19 protein-coding genes and 2 pseudogenes are annotated in these 19,658 nt (G+C 43.7%); 13 read left to right on the forward strand and 8 right to left on the reverse strand.

What is annotated here, in order from left to right:
* Positions 1-110: 110 nt before the first annotated feature.
* The 8 genes and pseudogenes from J0X21_RS02185 to J0X21_RS02220 all read left to right on the forward strand — a co-directional run.
* The gene (locus J0X21_RS02185) at positions 111-1,277 is read left to right on the forward strand and encodes an iron-containing alcohol dehydrogenase (RefSeq protein ID WP_206809943.1); all 1,167 of its coding nucleotides are present in this window, start codon (positions 111-113) and stop codon (positions 1,275-1,277) included.
* A 228-nt stretch (positions 1,278-1,505) separates the two neighbouring features.
* Entirely contained in the window at positions 1,506-1,892 is a 387-nt protein-coding gene (locus J0X21_RS02190) for a MerR family transcriptional regulator (protein WP_206809944.1), read from the forward strand.
* Positions 1,893-1,896: 4 nt separating this feature from the next.
* On the forward strand, positions 1,897-2,433 hold the full coding sequence (locus J0X21_RS02195; RefSeq protein WP_206809946.1) for a flavodoxin family protein: 537 nt from the start codon (positions 1,897-1,899) through the stop codon (positions 2,431-2,433).
* 16 nt (positions 2,434-2,449) lie between these two features.
* On the forward strand, positions 2,450-3,559 hold the full coding sequence (locus tag J0X21_RS02200) for an aldo/keto reductase (RefSeq protein WP_206809954.1): 1,110 nt from the start codon (positions 2,450-2,452) through the stop codon (positions 3,557-3,559).
* Positions 3,560-3,604: 45 nt separating this feature from the next.
* A complete protein-coding gene (locus J0X21_RS02205) occupies positions 3,605-4,237 on the forward strand; it encodes a flavodoxin family protein (RefSeq protein ID WP_206809955.1) in 633 nt (210 codons plus the stop codon).
* A gap of 112 nt (positions 4,238-4,349) precedes the next feature.
* Positions 4,350-4,577, forward strand: a complete 228-nt coding sequence (locus J0X21_RS15870) for an SDR family oxidoreductase (protein WP_206809971.1) — start codon at positions 4,350-4,352, stop codon at positions 4,575-4,577.
* Between the two features lie 50 nt (positions 4,578-4,627).
* A complete protein-coding gene (locus tag J0X21_RS16155) occupies positions 4,628-4,771 on the forward strand; it encodes a hypothetical protein (RefSeq protein WP_407947620.1) in 144 nt (47 codons plus the stop codon).
* Positions 4,753-5,055 (forward strand): annotated as a pseudogene (locus J0X21_RS02220) (cupin domain-containing protein); the annotation flags it as partial. The gene J0X21_RS16155 and the pseudogene J0X21_RS02220, both read left to right, overlap by 19 nt.
* A 413-nt stretch (positions 5,056-5,468) precedes the next feature.
* Here the strand turns inward: J0X21_RS02220 and J0X21_RS02225 are convergent.
* From J0X21_RS02225 to J0X21_RS02245, 5 genes and pseudogenes are all read right to left on the reverse strand, one after another.
* Positions 5,469-5,793 (reverse strand): annotated as a pseudogene (locus J0X21_RS02225) (ASKHA domain-containing protein); the annotation flags it as partial.
* Between the two features lie 168 nt (positions 5,794-5,961).
* A complete protein-coding gene (locus J0X21_RS02230) occupies positions 5,962-6,603 on the reverse strand; it encodes a cobalamin B12-binding domain-containing protein (protein WP_206810069.1) in 642 nt (213 codons plus the stop codon).
* A 28-nt stretch (positions 6,604-6,631) separates the two neighbouring features.
* Positions 6,632-7,942: a PocR ligand-binding domain-containing protein gene (locus J0X21_RS02235; RefSeq protein ID WP_206810070.1), complete on the reverse strand. Its 1,311-nt coding sequence runs from the start codon at positions 7,940-7,942 to the stop codon at positions 6,632-6,634.
* Positions 7,943-8,216: 274 nt separating this feature from the next.
* Positions 8,217-9,599, reverse strand: coding sequence for a methyltransferase MtaB domain-containing protein (locus J0X21_RS02240; protein ID WP_206809973.1), 1,383 nt, complete (start codon positions 9,597-9,599; stop codon positions 8,217-8,219).
* 62 nt (positions 9,600-9,661) lie between these two features.
* On the reverse strand, positions 9,662-10,294 hold the full coding sequence (locus tag J0X21_RS02245) for a cobalamin B12-binding domain-containing protein (protein WP_206809975.1): 633 nt from the start codon (positions 10,292-10,294) through the stop codon (positions 9,662-9,664).
* Positions 10,295-10,695: 401 nt separating this feature from the next.
* On the opposite strand from J0X21_RS02245, the gene J0X21_RS02250 reads away from it, so the two are divergent.
* Positions 10,696-11,586, forward strand: coding sequence for a CobW family GTP-binding protein (locus J0X21_RS02250; protein ID WP_206809978.1), 891 nt, complete (start codon positions 10,696-10,698; stop codon positions 11,584-11,586).
* 59 nt (positions 11,587-11,645) lie between these two features.
* Here the strand turns inward: J0X21_RS02250 and J0X21_RS02255 are convergent, their stop codons facing one another.
* The 3 genes from J0X21_RS02255 to J0X21_RS02265 form a co-directional block, all read right to left on the reverse strand.
* Positions 11,646-13,271: an ASKHA domain-containing protein gene (locus J0X21_RS02255; RefSeq protein WP_206809987.1), complete on the reverse strand. Its 1,626-nt coding sequence runs from the start codon at positions 13,269-13,271 to the stop codon at positions 11,646-11,648.
* Between the two features lie 105 nt (positions 13,272-13,376).
* Positions 13,377-14,177: a methyltetrahydrofolate cobalamin methyltransferase gene (locus J0X21_RS02260; RefSeq protein ID WP_206809989.1), complete on the reverse strand. Its 801-nt coding sequence runs from the start codon at positions 14,175-14,177 to the stop codon at positions 13,377-13,379.
* A 522-nt stretch (positions 14,178-14,699) separates the two neighbouring features.
* Positions 14,700-16,142, reverse strand: coding sequence for a bifunctional metallophosphatase/5'-nucleotidase (locus tag J0X21_RS02265; RefSeq protein WP_206809998.1), 1,443 nt, complete (start codon positions 16,140-16,142; stop codon positions 14,700-14,702).
* 312 nt (positions 16,143-16,454) lie between these two features.
* Here J0X21_RS02265 and bioB point away from each other — a divergent pair, with 312 nt between their 5' ends.
* From bioB to J0X21_RS02285, 4 genes are all read left to right on the forward strand, one after another.
* Entirely contained in the window at positions 16,455-17,432 is a 978-nt protein-coding gene (gene bioB / locus J0X21_RS02270; RefSeq protein WP_206810000.1) for a biotin synthase BioB, read from the forward strand.
* A gap of 216 nt (positions 17,433-17,648) precedes the next feature.
* Positions 17,649-18,335, forward strand: coding sequence for a hypothetical protein (locus tag J0X21_RS02275; RefSeq protein WP_206810001.1), 687 nt, complete (start codon positions 17,649-17,651; stop codon positions 18,333-18,335).
* An 11-nt stretch (positions 18,336-18,346) separates the two neighbouring features.
* Entirely contained in the window at positions 18,347-19,063 is a 717-nt protein-coding gene (locus J0X21_RS02280) for a cytochrome c biogenesis CcdA family protein (protein WP_206810004.1), read from the forward strand.
* A 16-nt stretch (positions 19,064-19,079) separates the two neighbouring features.
* Positions 19,080-19,658, forward strand: a complete 579-nt coding sequence (locus tag J0X21_RS02285) for a peroxiredoxin family protein (RefSeq protein ID WP_206810007.1) — start codon at positions 19,080-19,082, stop codon at positions 19,656-19,658.

The raw sequence follows: 19,658 nt of genomic DNA on the forward strand, positions 1-19,658 counted from the left end.
CTTTTAATTTTTCAATGCACCCTTTCAGTAAACGCTTACGATTATAGTTGACTTGGAGTTAACTCCAAGTATTATAATGACAATACAAAGATATTGAGGGAGGTTCTATTATGTTTAACTTTGATTTTTACAACCCAACACGTATTTTATTTGGTAAGGACAGGCTTGAGAGCATAGATAAGTATGTTCCAGCCGATGCTACTGTTTTAATAACCTATGGAGGTGGAAGTGCTAAAAAGAGTGGCCTTATCGATAAGGTTAAAACTGTACTCGGAAACAGGAAGGTTTACGAATTCCAAGGTATAGAGCCGAATCCTCGTTACGAAACATTAGTAAAAGCCGTAGAAATTGTACGGAATAAGAATATTGATTTTTTGCTGGCTGTTGGTGGGGGGTCTGTTATCGACGGAACGAAATTCATAACACTTGCTTCTTATTACAATGGAGATTCGCGTGATTTGTTGAAATACGGCATGATGCCTATTCCTTTGGATGTAGTGGGAAAAACAGTTCCATTCGGTACGGTGCTAACTTTACCTGCTACCGGGTCTGAAATGAATAGCGGAGCTGTAATCAGCTATGAGCACGGAAAATATGCCGTTATGAGTGAGTTGGCTTTTCCTAAGTTTTCTATATTAGATCCGACCATTACTTTTACGCTTCCCAAGACTCAAGTTGCCAACGGAGTGATTGACGCATTTGTGCATACAACAGAGCAATATCTCACCTATCCTGTGGATGGTAAGTTGCAGGATCGTATAGCTGAGGGTATTTTAAAAACATTGATTGAAATAGGTGAAACGACAGTTGCTGAACCCGAAGATTATGATGCCCGTGCTAATCATGTTTGGTGTGCAACGGTTGCATTGAATGGGATAGTTGGTGCAGGGGTTCCACAGGATTGGGCGACGCATATGATCGGACATGAACTTACCGCATTATTTGGCATTGATCATGGACAGACTTTAGCGATTGTATTGCCATCATTACTAGAGGTAAGACGCGATCAAAAACGGGCTAAACTTCTGCAATATGCAGAACGTGTATGGCGTATAGAGAGTGGCAGCGAAGAAGAAAAGGTAGACTTGGCCATTCAGAGAACCAGAGAATTCTTTGAAAGCCTCGGTATTAAAACTCGTCTGTCTCAATATGGCGTTGGAGCTGATAAAATACCGGTCATTATTGAACAGCTGAAGGCTCATGGGATGACAGCACTCTCGGAAACTCAGGATCTTACATTGGATATAAGCCAAAAAATTCTTGAAAAAGCACTTTGATTTTTTTCATACCTCACCCTATCTGCCAGTAAAGTTTAAGCTATAAGATAATTTCGCGAACGTTAATGCTGACCAAACAGCTTGCCGTCGAGGCTTTTAAAGACGGACGCACATAACACAACACTCTGTCTTTTTAAATAGTAGCATGGATTAGTGCTACTATTTAAAAACCCTTGACTTGGAGTTAACTCCAAGTGTTATGATACCGGATGTCAGGAGGTAAAACGTATGACAATTGCAGAAGTGAGTAAAAAATTCGATCTTTCGCAGGATACACTCCGCTATTATGAACGCATTGGACTGATTCCGAGTGTGAACCGCAATAAAGGTGGAATCAGGGATTATACGGAAGAAGACTGCAAGTGGATCGTATTTATCAAATGTATGCGGAGTGCAGGTCTTCCGATTGAAGTATTGATTGAGTATGTTGGGCTGTTTCAACAGGGTGACGCGACCATTGAGGCCAGAAAAGAGCTATTGATCGGGCAGCGTAAGCAGTTAATTGCAAGAATGGAAGATATGCAGAAAACGCTGGAACTCCTGAATTATAAAATTGAAAGCTATGAACAGACGGTAGTTAAAAAAGAAAAAGAGCTAAAAAGATCGGAGGATTAGTTTTATGGGTAAAAAAGTATTGGTGCTGTCCGCCAGCCCGCGTAAAGGCGGTAATTCCGATTTACTGTGCGATCAGTTTTTGCTTGGTGCACGGGAGGCGGGCAATCAGGTGGAAAAGATTTTTTTGAGAGATAAAAAGATTGGCTACTGCACCGGGTGCGAGTCATGCTATATCAACCATAAGTGTGTTCAGAAGGATGACATGGCGGAAATCTTGGACAAAATGATTGCCGCCGATGTGATTGTCATGGCGACGCCGGTTTACTTCTATACTATGAACGCTCAGATGAAAACGCTGATTGATAGAACTGTTCCAAGATATGAAGAAATCACTGGAAAGGAGTTCTATTTCATCGTTGCCGCTGCCGACAGCAGTAAGCAGTCCATGGAAAGGACGCTTGACGGCTTTCGCGGATTTACGCTATGTCTGAACGGTGCAAAAGAAAAGGGTGTTGTCTACGGCGTCGGAGCATGGCACAAGGGTGATATCAACGGCAGCGCAGCCATGCAGCAGGCATATAAGATGGGAAAGAACGTTTAGAAAGAGGAAAGAAATTGTGAAAAAACTAGGCTTCGGTTGTATGCGGTTACCAATAACGGAAGAAAAAAATCCTCAAAGCATCGATCAGGAACTTGTGAACAAAATGGTGGATCACTATCTGGGAAAGGGGTTTACCTATTTTGATACCGCATATCGGTATCATCAGGGGATGAGCGAGGTCGCGTTGAGAAGGGCACTCGTGGAACGGCACCCCAGGGGCTCATTTACCATCACGGATAAAATGCCCACTTATATGATAACCTGCAATGCGGATTATCAGAGGATCTTTGATGAGCAGCTGGACCGCTGTGGCGTGGAATACTTTGATTATTATCTTTTGCATACCCTCGGCGTGAAGAACTATGCCATCACTTTGAAATACAGTGGTTTTGAGTTTATGAAAAAAATGAAGGCAGAGGGAAAGGTAAAACACATCGGTTTCTCTTTTCATGACAAGGCAGAAGTGCTGGAGCAGATTTTGACAGAACATCCCGAGATGGAGTATGTGCAACTTCAGATCAATTATCTAGACTGGGACAATGAAAGCATAGAATCCCGGAAATGCTATGAGGTGGCGACGAGACACAAGAAGCCCGTCATTGTCATGGAGCCGATCAAAGGAGGTGCGCTTGCAAACGTACCCGAGGACGCTAAGAAGCTGTTCAAGGCTTATCATCCGGATATGAGTGCGGCTTCGTGGGCAATCCGCTTCGCGGCTTCTTTAGATAATGTTTTCATGGTGCTCAGCGGCATGAGCAATCTCGAGCAGGTTGTTGACAACACGGGTTATATGCTGGATATGACGCCTTTGAATGACGAAGAGAAAGGAATCATCAAAAAAGCAACGGACATCATCAACAGCAGCATTGCCATCCCCTGCACCGCATGCCAGTATTGTGTGGAAGGCTGCCCGAAAAAGATACCGATTCCGAAATATTTCTCGCTGTATAATGACCAAAAGCAGTTCGGGCTGTTTGGTAACCATGCGTTTTATTATCTGAATTTGACACAAGACTTTGGAAAAGCCTCTGACTGCATCGGCTGCAAGCAGTGTGAACAGCACTGTCCACAGCATATAGCCATTGTGGAAGAGCTGAAAGAAGTGTCAAGAGTATTTGACGCGTAACGGTGAAACCTGGTTACAAGTTCAAAACACAAACAGGAGGTAAGCATGAAAGTATTATTAGTGAATGGAAGTCCCCATGAAAAGGGATGTACCTATACGGCATTGGAAGAAGTGGCTAAAACGCTGAATGCAGAAGGGATTGAAACCGAAATCTTTCAGATTGGAACTAAGCCGTTATCCGGATGTATTGCCTGTGGAAACTGCCGGAAAACAGGGCATTGTGTATTTTCTGACAGAGTCAATGAGTTTCTCGATATTGCGGGAGACGCCGACGGGTTTGTATTCGGTTCGCCCGTGCATTATGCGTCTGCGGGAGGTGCCATTACTTCATTTTTAGACCGTGCTTTCTATACTGATTTATGCTCTGGAAAACAAATTTTTTACCTAAAACCGGCAGCCGCTGTTGTTTCCGCCAGAAGGGCGGGGACGACCGCGACATTTGATCAGCTTAATAAATATTTCACCCTATCGGAAATGCCTGTTATCTCATCAAGGTATTGGAACATGGTACACGGCCACACGCCAGAGGACGTAAAAAAAGATTTAGAGGGATTGCAAATAACGCGTATACTAGGCAGGAATATGGCATGGTTCTTAAAGTGCAAAGAGGCCGGTATCAAAGCTGGTGTTCCATTCCCTGAGCGTGAAGAAACCATATTGACCAATTTTATCCGGTAATGCCGCTATTTTCCCTTTTCCGAGGGCTTTGAATACATTAAGGATACCAATACTGAAATACTGAATGTTTTAGGCTTCTTGTTACTTTTTATTAAGAAAGGATGTATCTCTTATGTCTAATATTCAAGATAAAGTTGTCATTATTACGGGTGCCTCTAGTGGGATTGGAGAAGCTACTGCAAAAGAACTGGCATCTAAAGGTGCGAAGTTGGTGCTGGCAGCTCGTCGTGAAGAGCGATTAAAGAAACTACAAGAAGAGATTCAAAAAAATGGCGGACAAGCTATTTATAAAGTGACGGATGTGACTTCATATGAACAAATGGAAGAGCTAGCTGATTAGCTCTTAAAGAGTTTGGAAAGATCGATGTATTAATCAATAATGCCGGAGTAATGCCACATTCGTTTCTTTATAAGAAAAAAATTGATGATTGGAACAAGATGATTGACGTCAACATTAAAGGAGTTCTTTATGGAATTGCGGCTGTGCTTCCTTCGATGAGAGAAAGAAAGGAAGCACTTTTAATTGCCCGATAGGTAATGTAACTTTTGAACCAGGCGCAAGAAATAATTGGCATAAACATCCAGGCGGCCAGCTTCTGCTTGTTACCGGCGGCAAGGGATATTATCAGGAAGAAGGCAAGCGGGTACAGGTGCTACATGAAGGGGATGTAGTAAAGATCCGTCCGGATGTGAAACATTGGCATGGTGCTACACCGGATAGCTGGTTTACACATATCGCGATAACTACTAACGCCCAAAAGGGAGACGCCGAATGGTTGGAACCCGTAACGGATAAAGAATATAACAATTTAAAATAACACAATTGTTATTTTGTGGTTCGTCGAAGTTTCTTATTTTACAGATAGGATTAATGATGTCATCCGGTAACACCCACAAGTTTAAGGATATCCGTTTCAGAGAAAAAGCTGGATGACTCGCAGGGTCATTCAGCTTTTCTTACGGATCGATGAAGGCAGGAAGCCTGCACGATGCCTCGGCGCGAGAAATATTATATTTAGTACCACAAGCAGGTTTTGGGTTTTTAGGCATGTGTTTGTGAGGTGTTCGAGGTGTGGTTCGGAGGAAATATATAGTTTATGTTCTTGAATATACGTAGTAGGTAGGTACATGGGAACATGTTCATTATGTAAATTTAACCATGTTGTTTGCCGATTTGTAGCTGACATGAGACCGCTGGTTGTCGACATAGAAAACGTTTAACCCCACTGTTTTAATAGACTGAAGCCAGGGGCGTGTGGCTAAGCCTTTTGGTCAGACCAGGCACAATTTCTGAATACCCTTTACGGACTTTCAAGTGCTCTTTTATACTGAGATAGCGGTCAAGATACGTATGGAGTAGAAATTTGCTGCTTTTGAATTTTTCCATAAAAGACGGATTGGAATTTAGCTCGAAAATATGTAACTTTGGCGGCGATGCTTTCAGCCTCCAAGCGTTTGGAGCGGGATAGGAGCACTTGGCGCGCTCCTTCGCCGGGACTATTGCCCAAGCGGACGATGGCCGAACGCGGAAGGTCTGAATACAAGCCCACGGTGATACCCGGGATGGTATCCCTGTCACCAAGTTATCCACAAGTGCCTCTAGCTCTTATGTAGTAAGGGCTTGAGGCACTTCTCGTGCCTACGGGCTGTCGAAGCCGAGATGAAATACGCGGAAAAAAAGATTTGCTGGTCTATCCGGATTACAGGCATGAGTCACCAGATAGCTAGGCTTTGAGCAAGTTTTTTACTAGATCGACAGCCGTTATCGCATCACTGGCATAACCATCTGCCTTGATAACGTGAGCAAAATCGTGAGTTGCCGGTCTTCCTCCGATAATTACCTTTACTCGGCTCCTTAATCCTTTCCGTTCGAGTTCCCTGATGGTTTCCGGCATCATATATAAGGTGGTTGTGAGCATAGCGGAAAGGGCAACAATGTCAGGCTGATGATCAAGAACCGCCTCCACAAAATCCTCAGGTTGGACGTCAATTCCCAGATCGATAACATCGAACCCGGCGCCGCGTAACATCATAACGACTAAGTTTTTACCGATATCGTGCAAATCTCCTGCCACCGTACCGATTACGACTCTACCTAATAAAGAATGTTGGGAGGCAGACAGGTAGGGTTTGAGAACATGGAGGCCGGCATGCATAGCCCGTGAGGCAATTAATACGTCAGAAATATAAATCACGTTGTCGCGAAATTGTTCACCAATGACCTGCATGCCTGGTATTAAAGCCTTTTCTAGGACTGTTCTGGGATTTATCCCGTTTTCAATGGCCAATGCGGCTAGAGTTTTTACACGGTTAGCTTGCCCTTTGATGAGAGCTTCAGTGATCAATTCTAATTCTGAAGTTATCAGCCCACTCACTCCTTCAATTTAGAATGGTTTAAAGGGCATTTTGCTTGAAGCGACTAGGGGTAATCCCTTCGATTTTTTTAAACACTCTTGTAAAGTAACCCGGATCCTCAAAGCCGCTTTCTTCAGCTACTTGCATGATGTTGTATTTCGGATTTCTCAGCATAATTTTGGCCCTTTCTATTCTGATCTGAGTTAGGTATTCCATCAGGGTGCAACCCAGGCTTTGCTTAAAAATTCTGCTTAGATAGCAGGGGCTTAAGTAAACGACCTGAGCGATTTCGTCAATGGTAATTTTTTTGTTATAATTTCGCTGTATATAATCGGCGGCTTTTTGAATTGCTTGCAGGTTTTTCTGATCTTTATTGTCTAATACCCGACCCATAAAGGTGTCTAAAATACTTTTGGCCCAGAGGCAGATCTCATCCGTATCGGTCATTTCCAGTAGTTCCCGGTAATATACAGAGTTTAGATGGAGGATATCATTAAGGTCTGCGCCGCCATCCACGGCGGCCCTTGAAATAATGACCACCAATTCCACGATTCGGGTTTTAACCGTATCGATATTGCCAGAGTGTTTTTCGGCAATATCGACTAATATATGGTCCAGAAGCTGTTGGGCAGCTTGTTTTTCTCCATTTCGAACCTTGGTTCGTAGTTCGTACTCTTTGTCCAAAGAATATACGGAAAACGCCCTGGACTCGAGCGTACGCATGGCAACTTCGGCGCGCTTGCGAGCTTGTATTTCTTCCGCCAGCCTTGCCTGTTGGGCGGCAATTTTCCGTCGTTGTTCCAAGACGGTCCAGCCGCTTTTCATGATCTGATTTGCTACGATGAACAGTAAATCTGCAGCCGCTTGAACCTTATCGCTGGACATGATGGGTAATTGAGCTGCAGACCATTTTACAGCGTTTACGTCGACATCAAGCCCTTTGACCATTTCTTCGATCTCGTCCAGAAAATAATCTTCTGGCTCCCACATCAGAACCTGTCCGCAAATAATGGAACCCACATGTTCTTCCAAGAGAATGGGTGCAGCCCACATGATCAAACCCGCATGACAGCGAAAGATATAAGGTTCGCCGTATTTTGCCGCTTCAATGCAGGCTCGAACGTATGAACGCTTGCATTTTTTGGCTCCGAGTTCATCGGCCCGGATCATTTTACAAAACCGACAATCCTGAATCTCGTTATCTGTCGAAACAAGAGTATTTCCTTGAGTATCCACAAGGATGGCTTTCAATCCAGTTGACTTAGAAAAGGAACATAACATTTTTTCCAGCAGGTTTCGTTCTACGAGTTTCCCTAGCCAGTGTGATCCCTTTCCTTGTGTAATGTTCATAGGATTCACATAACCACCCCCGGTGCCCGATTTAAACGCTTCGTAAGCGCCTAAGAACTTTAGCCCTGGATAGTGCCAATGGAGTTGTGGGTCTGTAACGATATTCCAAAAATTAGTATATCATAGAGTACTTGGGTTTTAAAATCAAAAGCAATTAATAGCTTTACTCTTTTGGAAGGAGAGAAAGGGAAAAAGGCGCTTTTGTCTCGGGCAGGACATAGCTGATTTATGCCCCAATAAGACTAAAGCGCCGTAAGAGCATGGAGAGTTATAGTTAAGCAATATCGTATTTCACAGGATCAAATTTATCCGTTGTGTTAGTTTTGATCATGGCTTGCGTAAATTCCATTTCGTCGTCGGGAACGGAATTTAATTGCTCTTTCAGTATGTCGAGATAGCGAACCTCACGGTCATTCAGCAATAGGGCACCGGTCTTGTGAGCCTCGCGTAATTCCTCAATCGTAGCTGAGGCAGCGATTTTTGTGCGTTCAAAAGGAGTCTGTCCTTTGACAATCTTTTGGCTCAGTTTCAAGACGACACTTGGATCCAAAACATAGGCTTGGGGGTCCAACTGACGATCTGATTCAGCCAGCATGTCTCTCATCTCAAGTGCTTTTCCGTGAGATGTCGCAACATTCATCAGGCGGCAATCATAGGCAAGATTCTCCAGACATATGGTAGGCGCCATGCCTCCGAGTAATCTAACATTTTCTACGGATTCGTTACTCCAGCAGTCAGCCAGACAGGCCGCAATGTTGCCGACCGTACTCGAGTGGGCACAGGCACTGGATTTGCCTTCCATGGAAATCGGCGTTCCAGTGATCGCTTTGAGATAGACCCCTTCATACCCACAATCTTTGTCTGGACCAACAGCACCCCGTTCTACAGCCACTAAAGTTCTCACTGCACTCATCACCCGGTCAACGGCAGCAAAGACTTTCGGAATAAAGTTCTTGTTGGCCAGAACCATCGAGGTGTTGGCAAATCCACAGGCGGTGTCTCCGGAAGGCAAGGTATTCGTCTCTTGTGCGATTTTGACAATATTGTCCCATAAAATTACCATATCATGTGTTCCTACGACACCTAAGGAAAACAAAGCTCTGGGCAGATCGCAATTCATCACGGCATCGTCATGCAGGTTTTTTCCACCGACAGATTCAATCGCTAGAAAATCTGCTCCTGCTTCTGCGCTACCTCTAAAGGTCTCCATGAGATTGTCCCAGTGTTCACCATGGTACATATGTTTAAGGTTCTTACCTTCTCGAATATCCACGGGAGTTAAGCGCAAAACACTTTTAAGGTTAAATTTGGCTTCGTATTCCATCATCACCTCTTTAACAACTTTGGTAACCTCAATGCCCCACTGAGGATTAAAGGTGCAGGGAGGAAGAAGTTCGATTTCCACAAGCATGCCTGGAACATTTAGTTCATGCGCTTTCGAACACACGCCTTCAATCATTTCTTTGTACTGAGCTTTTACCTTGGGCATGGTGGCTTCAGATATGAGCATAGGGGGAAGTGTAAAGTTAATTTCCGGATAAACCGTTCCTCCACCAATAACCATACCATTATGGCATTGGACAGGTTTCTTGGCGATGCCATAAACAAATTCGTCCAGGTTAGTGTAACAAACGTCCCTAAATACGAGATTATCCACGTTATCCCCTCCTAATAAATGTCTCTGAATTTTTATAAATCTCTGTAATCTTTGTTTCTATTTTAACCTATCAGTCTGCCGACCAACTCTGTAGCAGAGGCTGCATCCGGGGCAAAACCATCGGCACCGATTTCATCAGCAAACGTCTGAGATATAGGAGCACCGCCAATCAGGACCTTCACATCATTGCGAATCCCTTCTTCTTTCAAAGCCTCAATTGTATCTTTCATGGACAACATAGTGGTCGTGAGCAGAGCTGAAAGACCTAATACCTGTGCCTTGTTTTCCTTAACTGCAGCTATAAACTCCTCCGAAGCTGTATCTACTCCCATATCGATGACCTGATAACCTGAGCTCTCAAGCATCATCCCCACCAGGTTCTTGCCGATATCATGCAAATCGCCTTTCACTGTTCCAATAACGACTGTTCCCTTACTGGTCATCTGACCGTCTAATAAAAGGGGTTTAACCATTGCTACGCCAGCACTCATCGCGCGAGCCGACATTAATACCTCAGGGACAAACATATCTCCGACTTTAAAACGCTGACCCACGACATTCATGCCTTGAATAAGACCGTCGTTAATAATGGAAAGCGGGTCTACTCCTTCATTAATGGACAGCTGTGTCAATTCTTTAACCTTCTGCTCTTGCCCAGCAATAACTGCTTTACTCAGTTCTTCAAAGTTACTCATTTTTTACCTCCTCAACTTATTATTCAATTTCTCTCATGCACTGTACCTTTTCGTAAAGGGATACAAAAGGGTTCTCATCTGGTTTTGCTTCCAAGCCTCACTCCCTTTGAAGTATTACATTTTTTGTATATTTAGTTAAAAGTGCCTTTTGTTATATTCTAGTGCGTAAGGTCCGTTCATCGTATGGATTTTCTTGTCTTATCTTGATTAATCTTAACTTCGTGTTTTTAACCCCATACCAGCTTGTCCTGCATTTCTAGAGCAAAATAGGAATTTACAAGATCTCAGGAAGTGCAAAAGAATCCAAGGAAGTACAGAATAATCCATAGTCAACGTCATGAGTTACAGGTAAGCTAACTACAGGGGGAAAATGGGTAGAGGATCACAGGAGGACGGGGGTTATGATTAGATTTGACATATTCTCTGGTTTTTTGGGAGCGGGCAAGACCACTCTGATTCGTCAGATTCTTAAATCCTTGAGGGATGAGAAGGTTGCCATTATCGAAAACGAATATGGAGATATAAGTATCGATAGTGAAGTTTTAAGCGTGGCCGGTTTTCAAGTCTATGAACTATCCAATGGCTGTGTTTGTTGTACACTGAAGGAAGATTTTCAACTCACGCTGAGGGAAATCTTGAAGCAAAAGGTCGATCGCATCATTTTTGAACCGTCCGGCATATTTGTGTTAGGCGAGATATTTGAGCTTTTTAAGGACTTGCAGATTTCCCAGAGGTGTTGTATAAACTCGGTCACAACGGTTGTCGATGCTTTGAATTTCTTCAAGCATGTCAATAGCTATTCAGGCTTGTTTATAAACCAAATTGAAAGGGCCACTTCTTTAGTGGTCAGTAAATCACAGTTTATCGATGATGAAGAAGTTAGGAAGATTGCCGAAGAGTTGAGGCGGATCAACCCTTCCGCCTCAATCATAACCAAGAATTGGGAAGGGTTAACGCATCAAGATATTTTAATTGTCTTGAACAAAAGTCCAGAACCATTTTTCCATCCAATCCCCTCTCTATCTGGTCACGATTTTGAATCGCTGGGCCTGCGCACATCAAGGATGTTTGAATTGGAACAGTTGAAATACATTCTTGAAACGTGCAAAAACGGGGTGTATGGCCATATATTAAGAGGAAAGGGGATTATTCCAGCAGGAAATACCTTGCTAAAATTCAATTACGTTGACGGTCAGTATGATATCACGGAATTAACGGAGGGTTCCTCCGGAGCAGTCAGCTTTATAGGCACGAATTTGAAGACAGAAGAACTAAAGGCTATTTTCCAGTGAAACTAAAAACCACCATCGGGCCGGTGAATCCGCTTCCCCCAGTGGTTTTAGTTTTGGCATTATGCAAAAGCTGGGAAATTCATGTGGTTCACATAATGGTTCATAAATTCTGGCGCATAAGAAAGTTCTAAAGGAATTAACGTTTTTTGCAGGGTTCGTATTTCCTGTAAAGCCTCTTTACTGCAAAGGCAAAGCCGGGCTCCCTCTTTGGCCGTATTTCCGACAAACTGAATTTCGGCATTTACCCCTTGGGGTAAGAGGCCTATTGTTTTTAAAGCTTCCGGCTTTAAATGATAACCAAAGGCACCGGCAATATAGACTTGTTCCATAGCACCAAGGTCCACGCCCAGCCGTTTAAAAAGGATCTCGATGGCGGCAGCTATGGCAGCCTTAGCGAGCTGGACTTGACGCACGTCTTTTTGGGTCAGCAGCGTATTGGATTCAGGGTGAACGACAAATGCCTGCTGTTCATCATAGGGGATAAGATGCTGGGCGAAAAAATCGGGTAAATCTGCTGGGTTAGTAAACTTTCCGCTTGGACTGATAATTTTGGCCTTCACCAATTCGGCGACTAATTCCACCAGCCCGCTGCCACATATCCCTTTGATTTTAGCAGAGCCAATTGTCTCGATCTCGACGATGCCGTTTTCTGTTAGGCGGACACCGGATATTGCACCGTCTTCGGCGCGGCAGCCACATTGAATATTCATGCCTTCCAGAGCCGGTCCGGCAGCAGAAGACGTGGCGACCAGCTTGCCGTTTACATTGGCCACGATTTCTCCATTTGTGCCAATATCAATAAAAAGTGAGGGGACGGTAACTTTTTGAAAATCAATGGCCACCAGACCGGCAAGAATATCAGCCCCGATAAAGGCAGAAAGGGAAGGGAGCAAGCTGATGATCGCATCCGGGGCGATATTAATTCCAAGCTCTGAGGCTGTTTGTTCCCGGTAATCGACAAAAATAGGGGTATAAGGTGCTGTGGCAAGAGAAATGGGATCGAGTCCCACGAGTAAGTGCAGCATCGTTGTATTCGCGGCAATCATGGCGTGACGGATTTTGTTCGGCTGAATATTCTTTTGGCTACACATTCTCTCAATCAGCTGATTAATGCCACTCAGTACGGATTGTTTTAATTTCTGGGTGTTTTCCGCACTTTCATGGGCAAAAGTGATGCGCGTAATTACGTCACCCCCGAATTTTGTCTGGGGATTCAGGCATGATGTCGTTATTAGCTCTTTCCCATCGGATTTTAGATTGATCAGAGAAGCTACAATACTGGTCGTCCCAATATCAATGGCTATACCGTATACGTCTTCAAATGAGCCAGAAGATTCCAGAATTATGGGATCAAATTTGTATTCCCGAGCCTGGCCGTTCTGAACGGTATAGAATACATCTTCCTGAAGTAAGGTAACCTCGACTTTACCCAAGATTTGGGCTTGGCAAGCCAGCCTCCAGCCTGCAGATTCTCTTGAACCTAGTCGTTCTATTTCTTGGGCAGTGGGTTCACTGACCATGCCTGATACTTTAACCAAACACTTGCGGCAAATCCCTCTTCCGTTACATAAGCTCTCCAAAGATAAGTTATGGAGGACTGCCGCTGCCTGGATGGTTGTATTTTTGGGTACCTTTATACTTGTCCCTTGTGGCAGGAAGGTCACTTCACAAAGGGATTCTGCCATGATTCCTTCTCCTTTCTTCTTTCCCAAAAAACCTTATGAATTTTTTCAATAGAACCCCAAAAAAGATTTCCCCTACTCATTCTGAGAAGGGGAGGAAACGGTAATTTAGAACTCAAACTTTTGCGCACGATAGGCGTTAAGGTAATTGGCGCAAAACTCGTCACGCCCTATAAGAGTTTCAGCTGTGATGAGGCTAGCCATCATGCGTTTATCCAACGGGTTGATGATTAAGCCATCCAGGCCCTTGGCAATAGCCATTATGGCAAACGTTTGGTTAATAAACTTACGGTTCGGTAAACCATAGGATATGTTGGACAAGCCACACATGGTGTGAACGCCTTTAAATTCTTTGCTAATCGCTTCGACCGCATTAAGGAATTCAATGCCAAAGTCTTTGTTGGTTGCCACAGGTTGTACGAGCGGATCGACATAAATATTATCAGGTTGGACATTGTTCTGAACTAACCCATTGATTAGTCGGTCGGCAATTTTGAGTCTCTGTTCTGTGGTCTCAGGCATGCCTTCATCACTCATACAGAGCGCAATCACTTTGAGATCGGTTCCGGCAATGACTGGAAGTAACGCATCGTAGCGGCTTTTTTCCAAGGAAATGGAATTGATCATTGCTATGCCTTTGTGTACCGACAGGGCAGCCTGAATAGCCTCGGGATCCGGGCTATCAAGACAGCAAGGTGCATCCTTGGTGGCCTCCTGAACGTTTTTGACTAACCATTGGAGATATTCTGCTTCCTTACCTACAAAGATACCGGCATTAACATCGATGAAATGAGCCCCAACTTCGCGCTGTTCCAAAGCTACCTTTTTAATCGTTTCTGCATCTTGAGCACGAATGGCTTCGGCAATGGGCTTCCGGCTGGCATTAATAAGTTCCCCTACGACGAGCATCTCTTTTCCTCCTTTTTCTAAACGTTTTTTTAGACTAAGAAAACGATCCACTACCAGGCTGTGATCAGTGGTAATGGATATATTTGTTATTAGTACTCGTATTTTAGTCCTTAATTGTCCATTTTCCCATGGATTTTCTTGCTTTATCTTGACCGATCTTAACTAAAAACACTTGGCATCTACTACCTGTGATCGGATTATAAAGGTAAGCGAATCCTCCGCTTACCACATGATGGTGTTAGGCGGATGTTTGAGATTTTTGGGCTTGAAAAGAAATGTGAGTAAGAATATACAAATTTTGCCCCGCCTTAAGGAGCCGCCAATTGGTCAGTTTTTCTTCTCTTTTCCCTGTTGCCTTGACCTAACAAGAAGCCAATACCCTCTCGAATTTCGTTTTGAGGCAGATCTCACCCTTGGTCAGGGTAAAGATTCATTTAAGGTTCGTCGCCTTGAAGGGTTTATGAATTTTCAACAAACCCGGGGATAATATCTTTAACCTAGGGCATGGTGTACATTAATTGCCTAAACGGGTACAAATGTCCCTTGCAATTCCACGCTCAGCGGACGATGTCGTGCTAAATACATTTGCATGGCATCGATACTTTTGAGTGCAATATTTTGACGGTTTGTTCCGTATTTGAGAGGAACCCCTTGCTCTGTAACAAAAGTTGCTTTGTAGATCCGATCTAACTTTACTTCATCTTGGCCTATGAACAATTTTTGGATGCGTTTCCCGTTAGGGTTTTCAATACGAATGTAGGCAGTAAGGCCGAGACAACGTTTAACGTATCCTCCCATTTGTTGGAATGGGTCAGGAGAAAACGTACGTTCAAGGTTTTCCTCCAGCATACAAACGATTTCTTCACCAGTAAGGCTGACAACGGATACAGGAGGATTCATGGGAATAATGTTGTAGAGGTCATTTAAAGAAATCGGTCCAGGTATAATCGGTGTACCGTAACGCCAGCCATTGGAAAACGCAATTTGGGCTCCGGTAGTTTCAAGAAGGCTTTGCAAAAGAAAATTATCCATCGTTGACTCAAGTGACGTCCCACGATGAAGTGGACTGGATGTTGCTCCGACAACCTGGGAAAGTTCTTCCTGAAAAGGTTTTAGTGCTGTTTCAACCATTTTAGCCATGACTGGATCGGGTTGAATTTCCGGAGTAACTTCATGCAACTGATGACGGAAATTTACGATTTTCTGACCGTCTACTTTAATCTCTAGAGTAGTAAGGAAAGAACCATGATATCCTGATTGAACAATAATCGTGCTGCCCTGCAGCACCGGTTGATATAGACGGTTATGAGTATGGCCGCTCAGGCAAATGTTTATCCCTTGAACCTCCGATACCAGTTTGACGTCCTGCGGGAACCCAAGATGGGAAAGAAGTACAACCAAGTCTACGTGTTCATGTGAGCGTAGATGTTCCACAAGCCCAGGTAATTGATCTCTTCCATTGGTAAATGTTAGTCCTTTACTATAGGAGGCCGGCATTGTTTTATCCACAATATTTGACGCAAGCCCTATGATACCTATTTTTAATCCATTAATATTCTTTACAATGTACGGTTGCAAGAAATATTGCCCATTTTCTTGATGATAAATATTGGCTGCCAATAAGGGGTAATTAAGTTCTGCCGCCCTTTCTTTTAACACTTCGGGGCTGTAGGCAAACTCCCAATGTACGGTCATAGCATCCAACCCTAAATTATTCAACAACGGAACTAAGATTTCTCCCTTGGTTTGAACAACGGGATAAGTCCCGTGAAAAGTGTCGCCATTATCACAAAAAAGGACATTGGGATTTTCTGCCCGAATCTGCTTGACCAGAGCAGCAAGCCTGGCATACCCTCCTGCCAGCCGAAAAATGGCTTGTCTTCCCTGCCAAAAAAGTTCCTGATGTAAATCCAAGTAGCCGTGTACGTCATTAATTTGTATAATAGTCAGTCTTCTGTTGCCCATTAACTCTTACTCCTTTTAATTCAATTGTTTTAAGTATGTACAGAAGAAATGTCTAAGATTCCGCATCGGCTAATTAAGAATTGATGGCTCGATCCATGATTTGTCCAGGTTATTATTTTTAATGGGTAGACAATTGGCGCACACTGGCTTAAAATTATTGTAAACATATCTTAATATGGAGGTTTACAATGAGGTGATAAACATATGTTAATGCATAATTAACAGTAGACTTTGTAACGGTCATTCATCCATTTGGCAATGCAATTTCCAGATGTTATAAAAAATGTTTTGAAAGGGAGCAGCAAGATAAGTATGAGTAATGTTGATTTAATTAACCGTTTAGAGGAAAAGGTATTGGCCGGTCAGGATATTACCCGGGAAGAGGCTCGAAAGTTGGAAGAATTAACAGGGTCTGACCTGTATCATTTGTTTGCTGCCGCCAGCAGGATTCGTGATATACGGGCTGGCAAAAAGGTGGATCTTTGTTCTATTATCAACGCCAAGTCCGGTCGGTGTTCAGAAAACTGTAAATTTTGCGCCCAGTCTGCGCATCATCAGACTGGAGTGGACGTTTATGATTTGTTGGATGGGGAGACAATTATAGAACGAGCACTTCAGATGGAAGCGGAAGGAGCTGGGCGGTTCTCCCTGGTGACCAGTGGCCGGGGGATAAGTGAAGGCGATTTTGTTAAGGTCTTAAGCATTTACCGGCGTTTGGCCCGAGAAACCAACCTGAAGCTTTGTGCATCCCTGGGGATAATCACTGAAAACATGGCTCGAAGCTTAAGGGAAGCCGGTGTAAGCATGTACCATCATAACGTGGAAACATCGGAAAGCTACTTTCCACAAATATGTACTACGCACAGTTATCAAGACCGCATCAACACCATAAAAGCTTGTCAGGCTGCGGATTTGGATGTTTGCAGCGGCGGGATTATTTCGATGGGTGAAACCATGGGCCAGCGTTTGGAGATGGCCTTTACTTTAAGGGAATTAGAAGTGCAGTCTATACCCATAAATATTCTCAATCCCATCGCAGGTACTGCCCTGGAAACACAACCGGTGTTGCCTCCCTTAGAAATATTACAAACTATAGCAATTTACCGTTTTATTTTACCACAAGCAATGTTGCGGTTCGCAGGTGGTCGCGAAAATGCCCTGCGAAATTTGCAGTCTATGGGTTATTTAGCAGGAATCAATGCTACATTGGTGGGTAGTTATTTAACCACATCCGGTCGTACTGTGGCGGAAGATATTCAAATGATACTGGATATGGGGTTAGTAGTATAGTAATCAGGAAAAAGTGAGCTGCAACCGTTAAACCCGGAGGAATCCTGACGGGCTTCGCACTTAACGCGGAGTCCCTTCATTTTTAAAGTGGAATAATTTATCAAATTTTCTGACCGCTGATTAACTGCTCATCTTGACTTTTCTTTTACATCTTTAAAGAATCTTTAAAATTGAATGTTATAGTCTAAAGGATACGACTACAAAGGAGGGAAAAAGATGCAAGATGCCCTACAGGTTGGTCCTTTTCTGCTCAAGACGCAATGGTTGGTTATTATTCTTTCCGCTTTAGTGGGTTATTTTGTTATAAAATATCGTTTGAAGACAGCTGGATATCCAGATCAACGGATGATCGAGACGATCGAAAACAGCTTACTTATCGCCTTTATGGTATGGAAATTTAGCTTGATTCTTTTTGATCCGGTAAGTGTTGTTATCAATCCTTTGACTTTACTCTATTTCTCGGGTGGCGAGCGTGGGATCTGGTTGGCCGCGGTAGCTGCAATCTTTTATTTTTACCGTCGTGCGCAAAAGGACCAAGTTTCAGTTTGGGTTTATGGGGATTTATTAGCTGCAGGTTTTTTGGCTGCCACCGTAGTGTACTATATGATTGACTTGGTTTGGGATAAACAAATGGTTTGGGTTGATGGGAGTAAAATTATCATCGCCTTGCTTATTCTCCTGCTGATTTTTCGGAGAAGCAAAGAAATCGGCAAGCCGTCTGTCTTGAATCTAGTTTTATTGTGGTTTAGCTTGGGTCAAGTGTTTATTTTGTTTTTGAACCCGCTCAAACAGAATGATTGGTGGGGGTTTTCCCAAGAGCAAATTCTCTATTTAAGCCTGGCCGCACTTTGTCTTGGAATAGATTGGGTTGCGGGGAAAAAAAGACTGAACAAAAATGCATAGGGGGAAGTTCGGTGGAGAATGTTTCAGTTCTATTTGCCTTTACGGCAGGGATGTTATCGTTTTTGTCGCCGTGTGTATTTCCCTTAATTCCGGCTTATGTTGCCAATCTTACCGGTTCAACGCTTGGAAACAATAGGGTGGAGGTTTCCAAACGATTGTTGCTGGCTCGTTCTCTCAGTTTTATTATGGGTTTTAGTTTAATCTTTGTGCTGATGGGGGCATCGGCCAGCGTACTGGGACAGATTTTCACCCATAACCGGGATATTGTCCAAAAAATAAGCGGGCTTTTGATCATTGTCTTTGGTTTGCAGATGGCTGGAATCCTAAAACTGCGTTTTCTTATGATGGAAAAACGTTGGGAAGCTAAACTAACAGGGGAAAAGAATATTTGGCGATCCCTCCTTCTGGGCATGTCCTTTGGGGCCGGCTGGACACCTTGTGTCGGTTTGGCACTGTCTTCAATTCTCCTGCTGGCCGGATCTGCAAATACGGTTTATAGTGGGATACTTATGCTTTTCGTTTATTCATTGGGTTTAGGCATCCCGTTTCTGGCAATTTCCCTGATTATTACGTATTCTTTGCGCGTTGTGAGGAAAATTAATCGAAGTTTGGGCATGCTCTCCTTAATCAACGGCTGGATTCTCATTGGCATGGGCTTATTGTTGTACACAGGCCAGTTGCAGAAGCTAAGCGCTTGGCTAGCCGGTTTTACCTATTTTACGTATTAGAAGGGAAGATTTAGCAGTGAAAAAATATTTAGCGGTTGTTGCTTTAATCGGACTGGTGATTTGGGGGTTGTATGATGTGGGGGGGAGCAAGAGTAAGAGCCCTGATGCGACGCCCAATTCAGCCGGAGTGTCAACGAATACGGATCAAGGGCAGCAGGCGACGGTCGGTCTGGAAAAAGGGAATCTGGCGCCGGATTTTGAACTGCGCACTGTAGACGGGAAGGCAATGAAGCTTTCCAGCCTCAGAGGGAAAAAGGTGATTGTCAACTTCTGGGCAACCTGGTGTCCGCCCTGTCGCCTGGAGATGCCGGAAATGGAAAAGTTTTATACCAAAAATAAAAACGAGGGGATTGAAATCCTGGCCGTCAACCTGACCAAAGCGGAAAAGAGCCGGGCGGATGTTCCGGCGTTTATAGAAGCGTATGGTATTACTTTCCCTGTACTTCTGGACGAAAACAGCGATGTAGCCCGGCTTTACAAAGTATCGTCTATTCCTGCCAGTTTCATTATTGATACTCAGGGTGTGATTCGAGAGAAAATCGTGGGACCCATGACCTACGATTCGATGGAAAAGATGGTGGGCAGCATAAAATAA

The organism is Paradesulfitobacterium ferrireducens (genome assembly GCF_017310645.1).
Taxonomy (GTDB): domain Bacteria; phylum Bacillota; class Desulfitobacteriia; order Desulfitobacteriales; family Desulfitobacteriaceae; genus Paradesulfitobacterium; species Paradesulfitobacterium ferrireducens.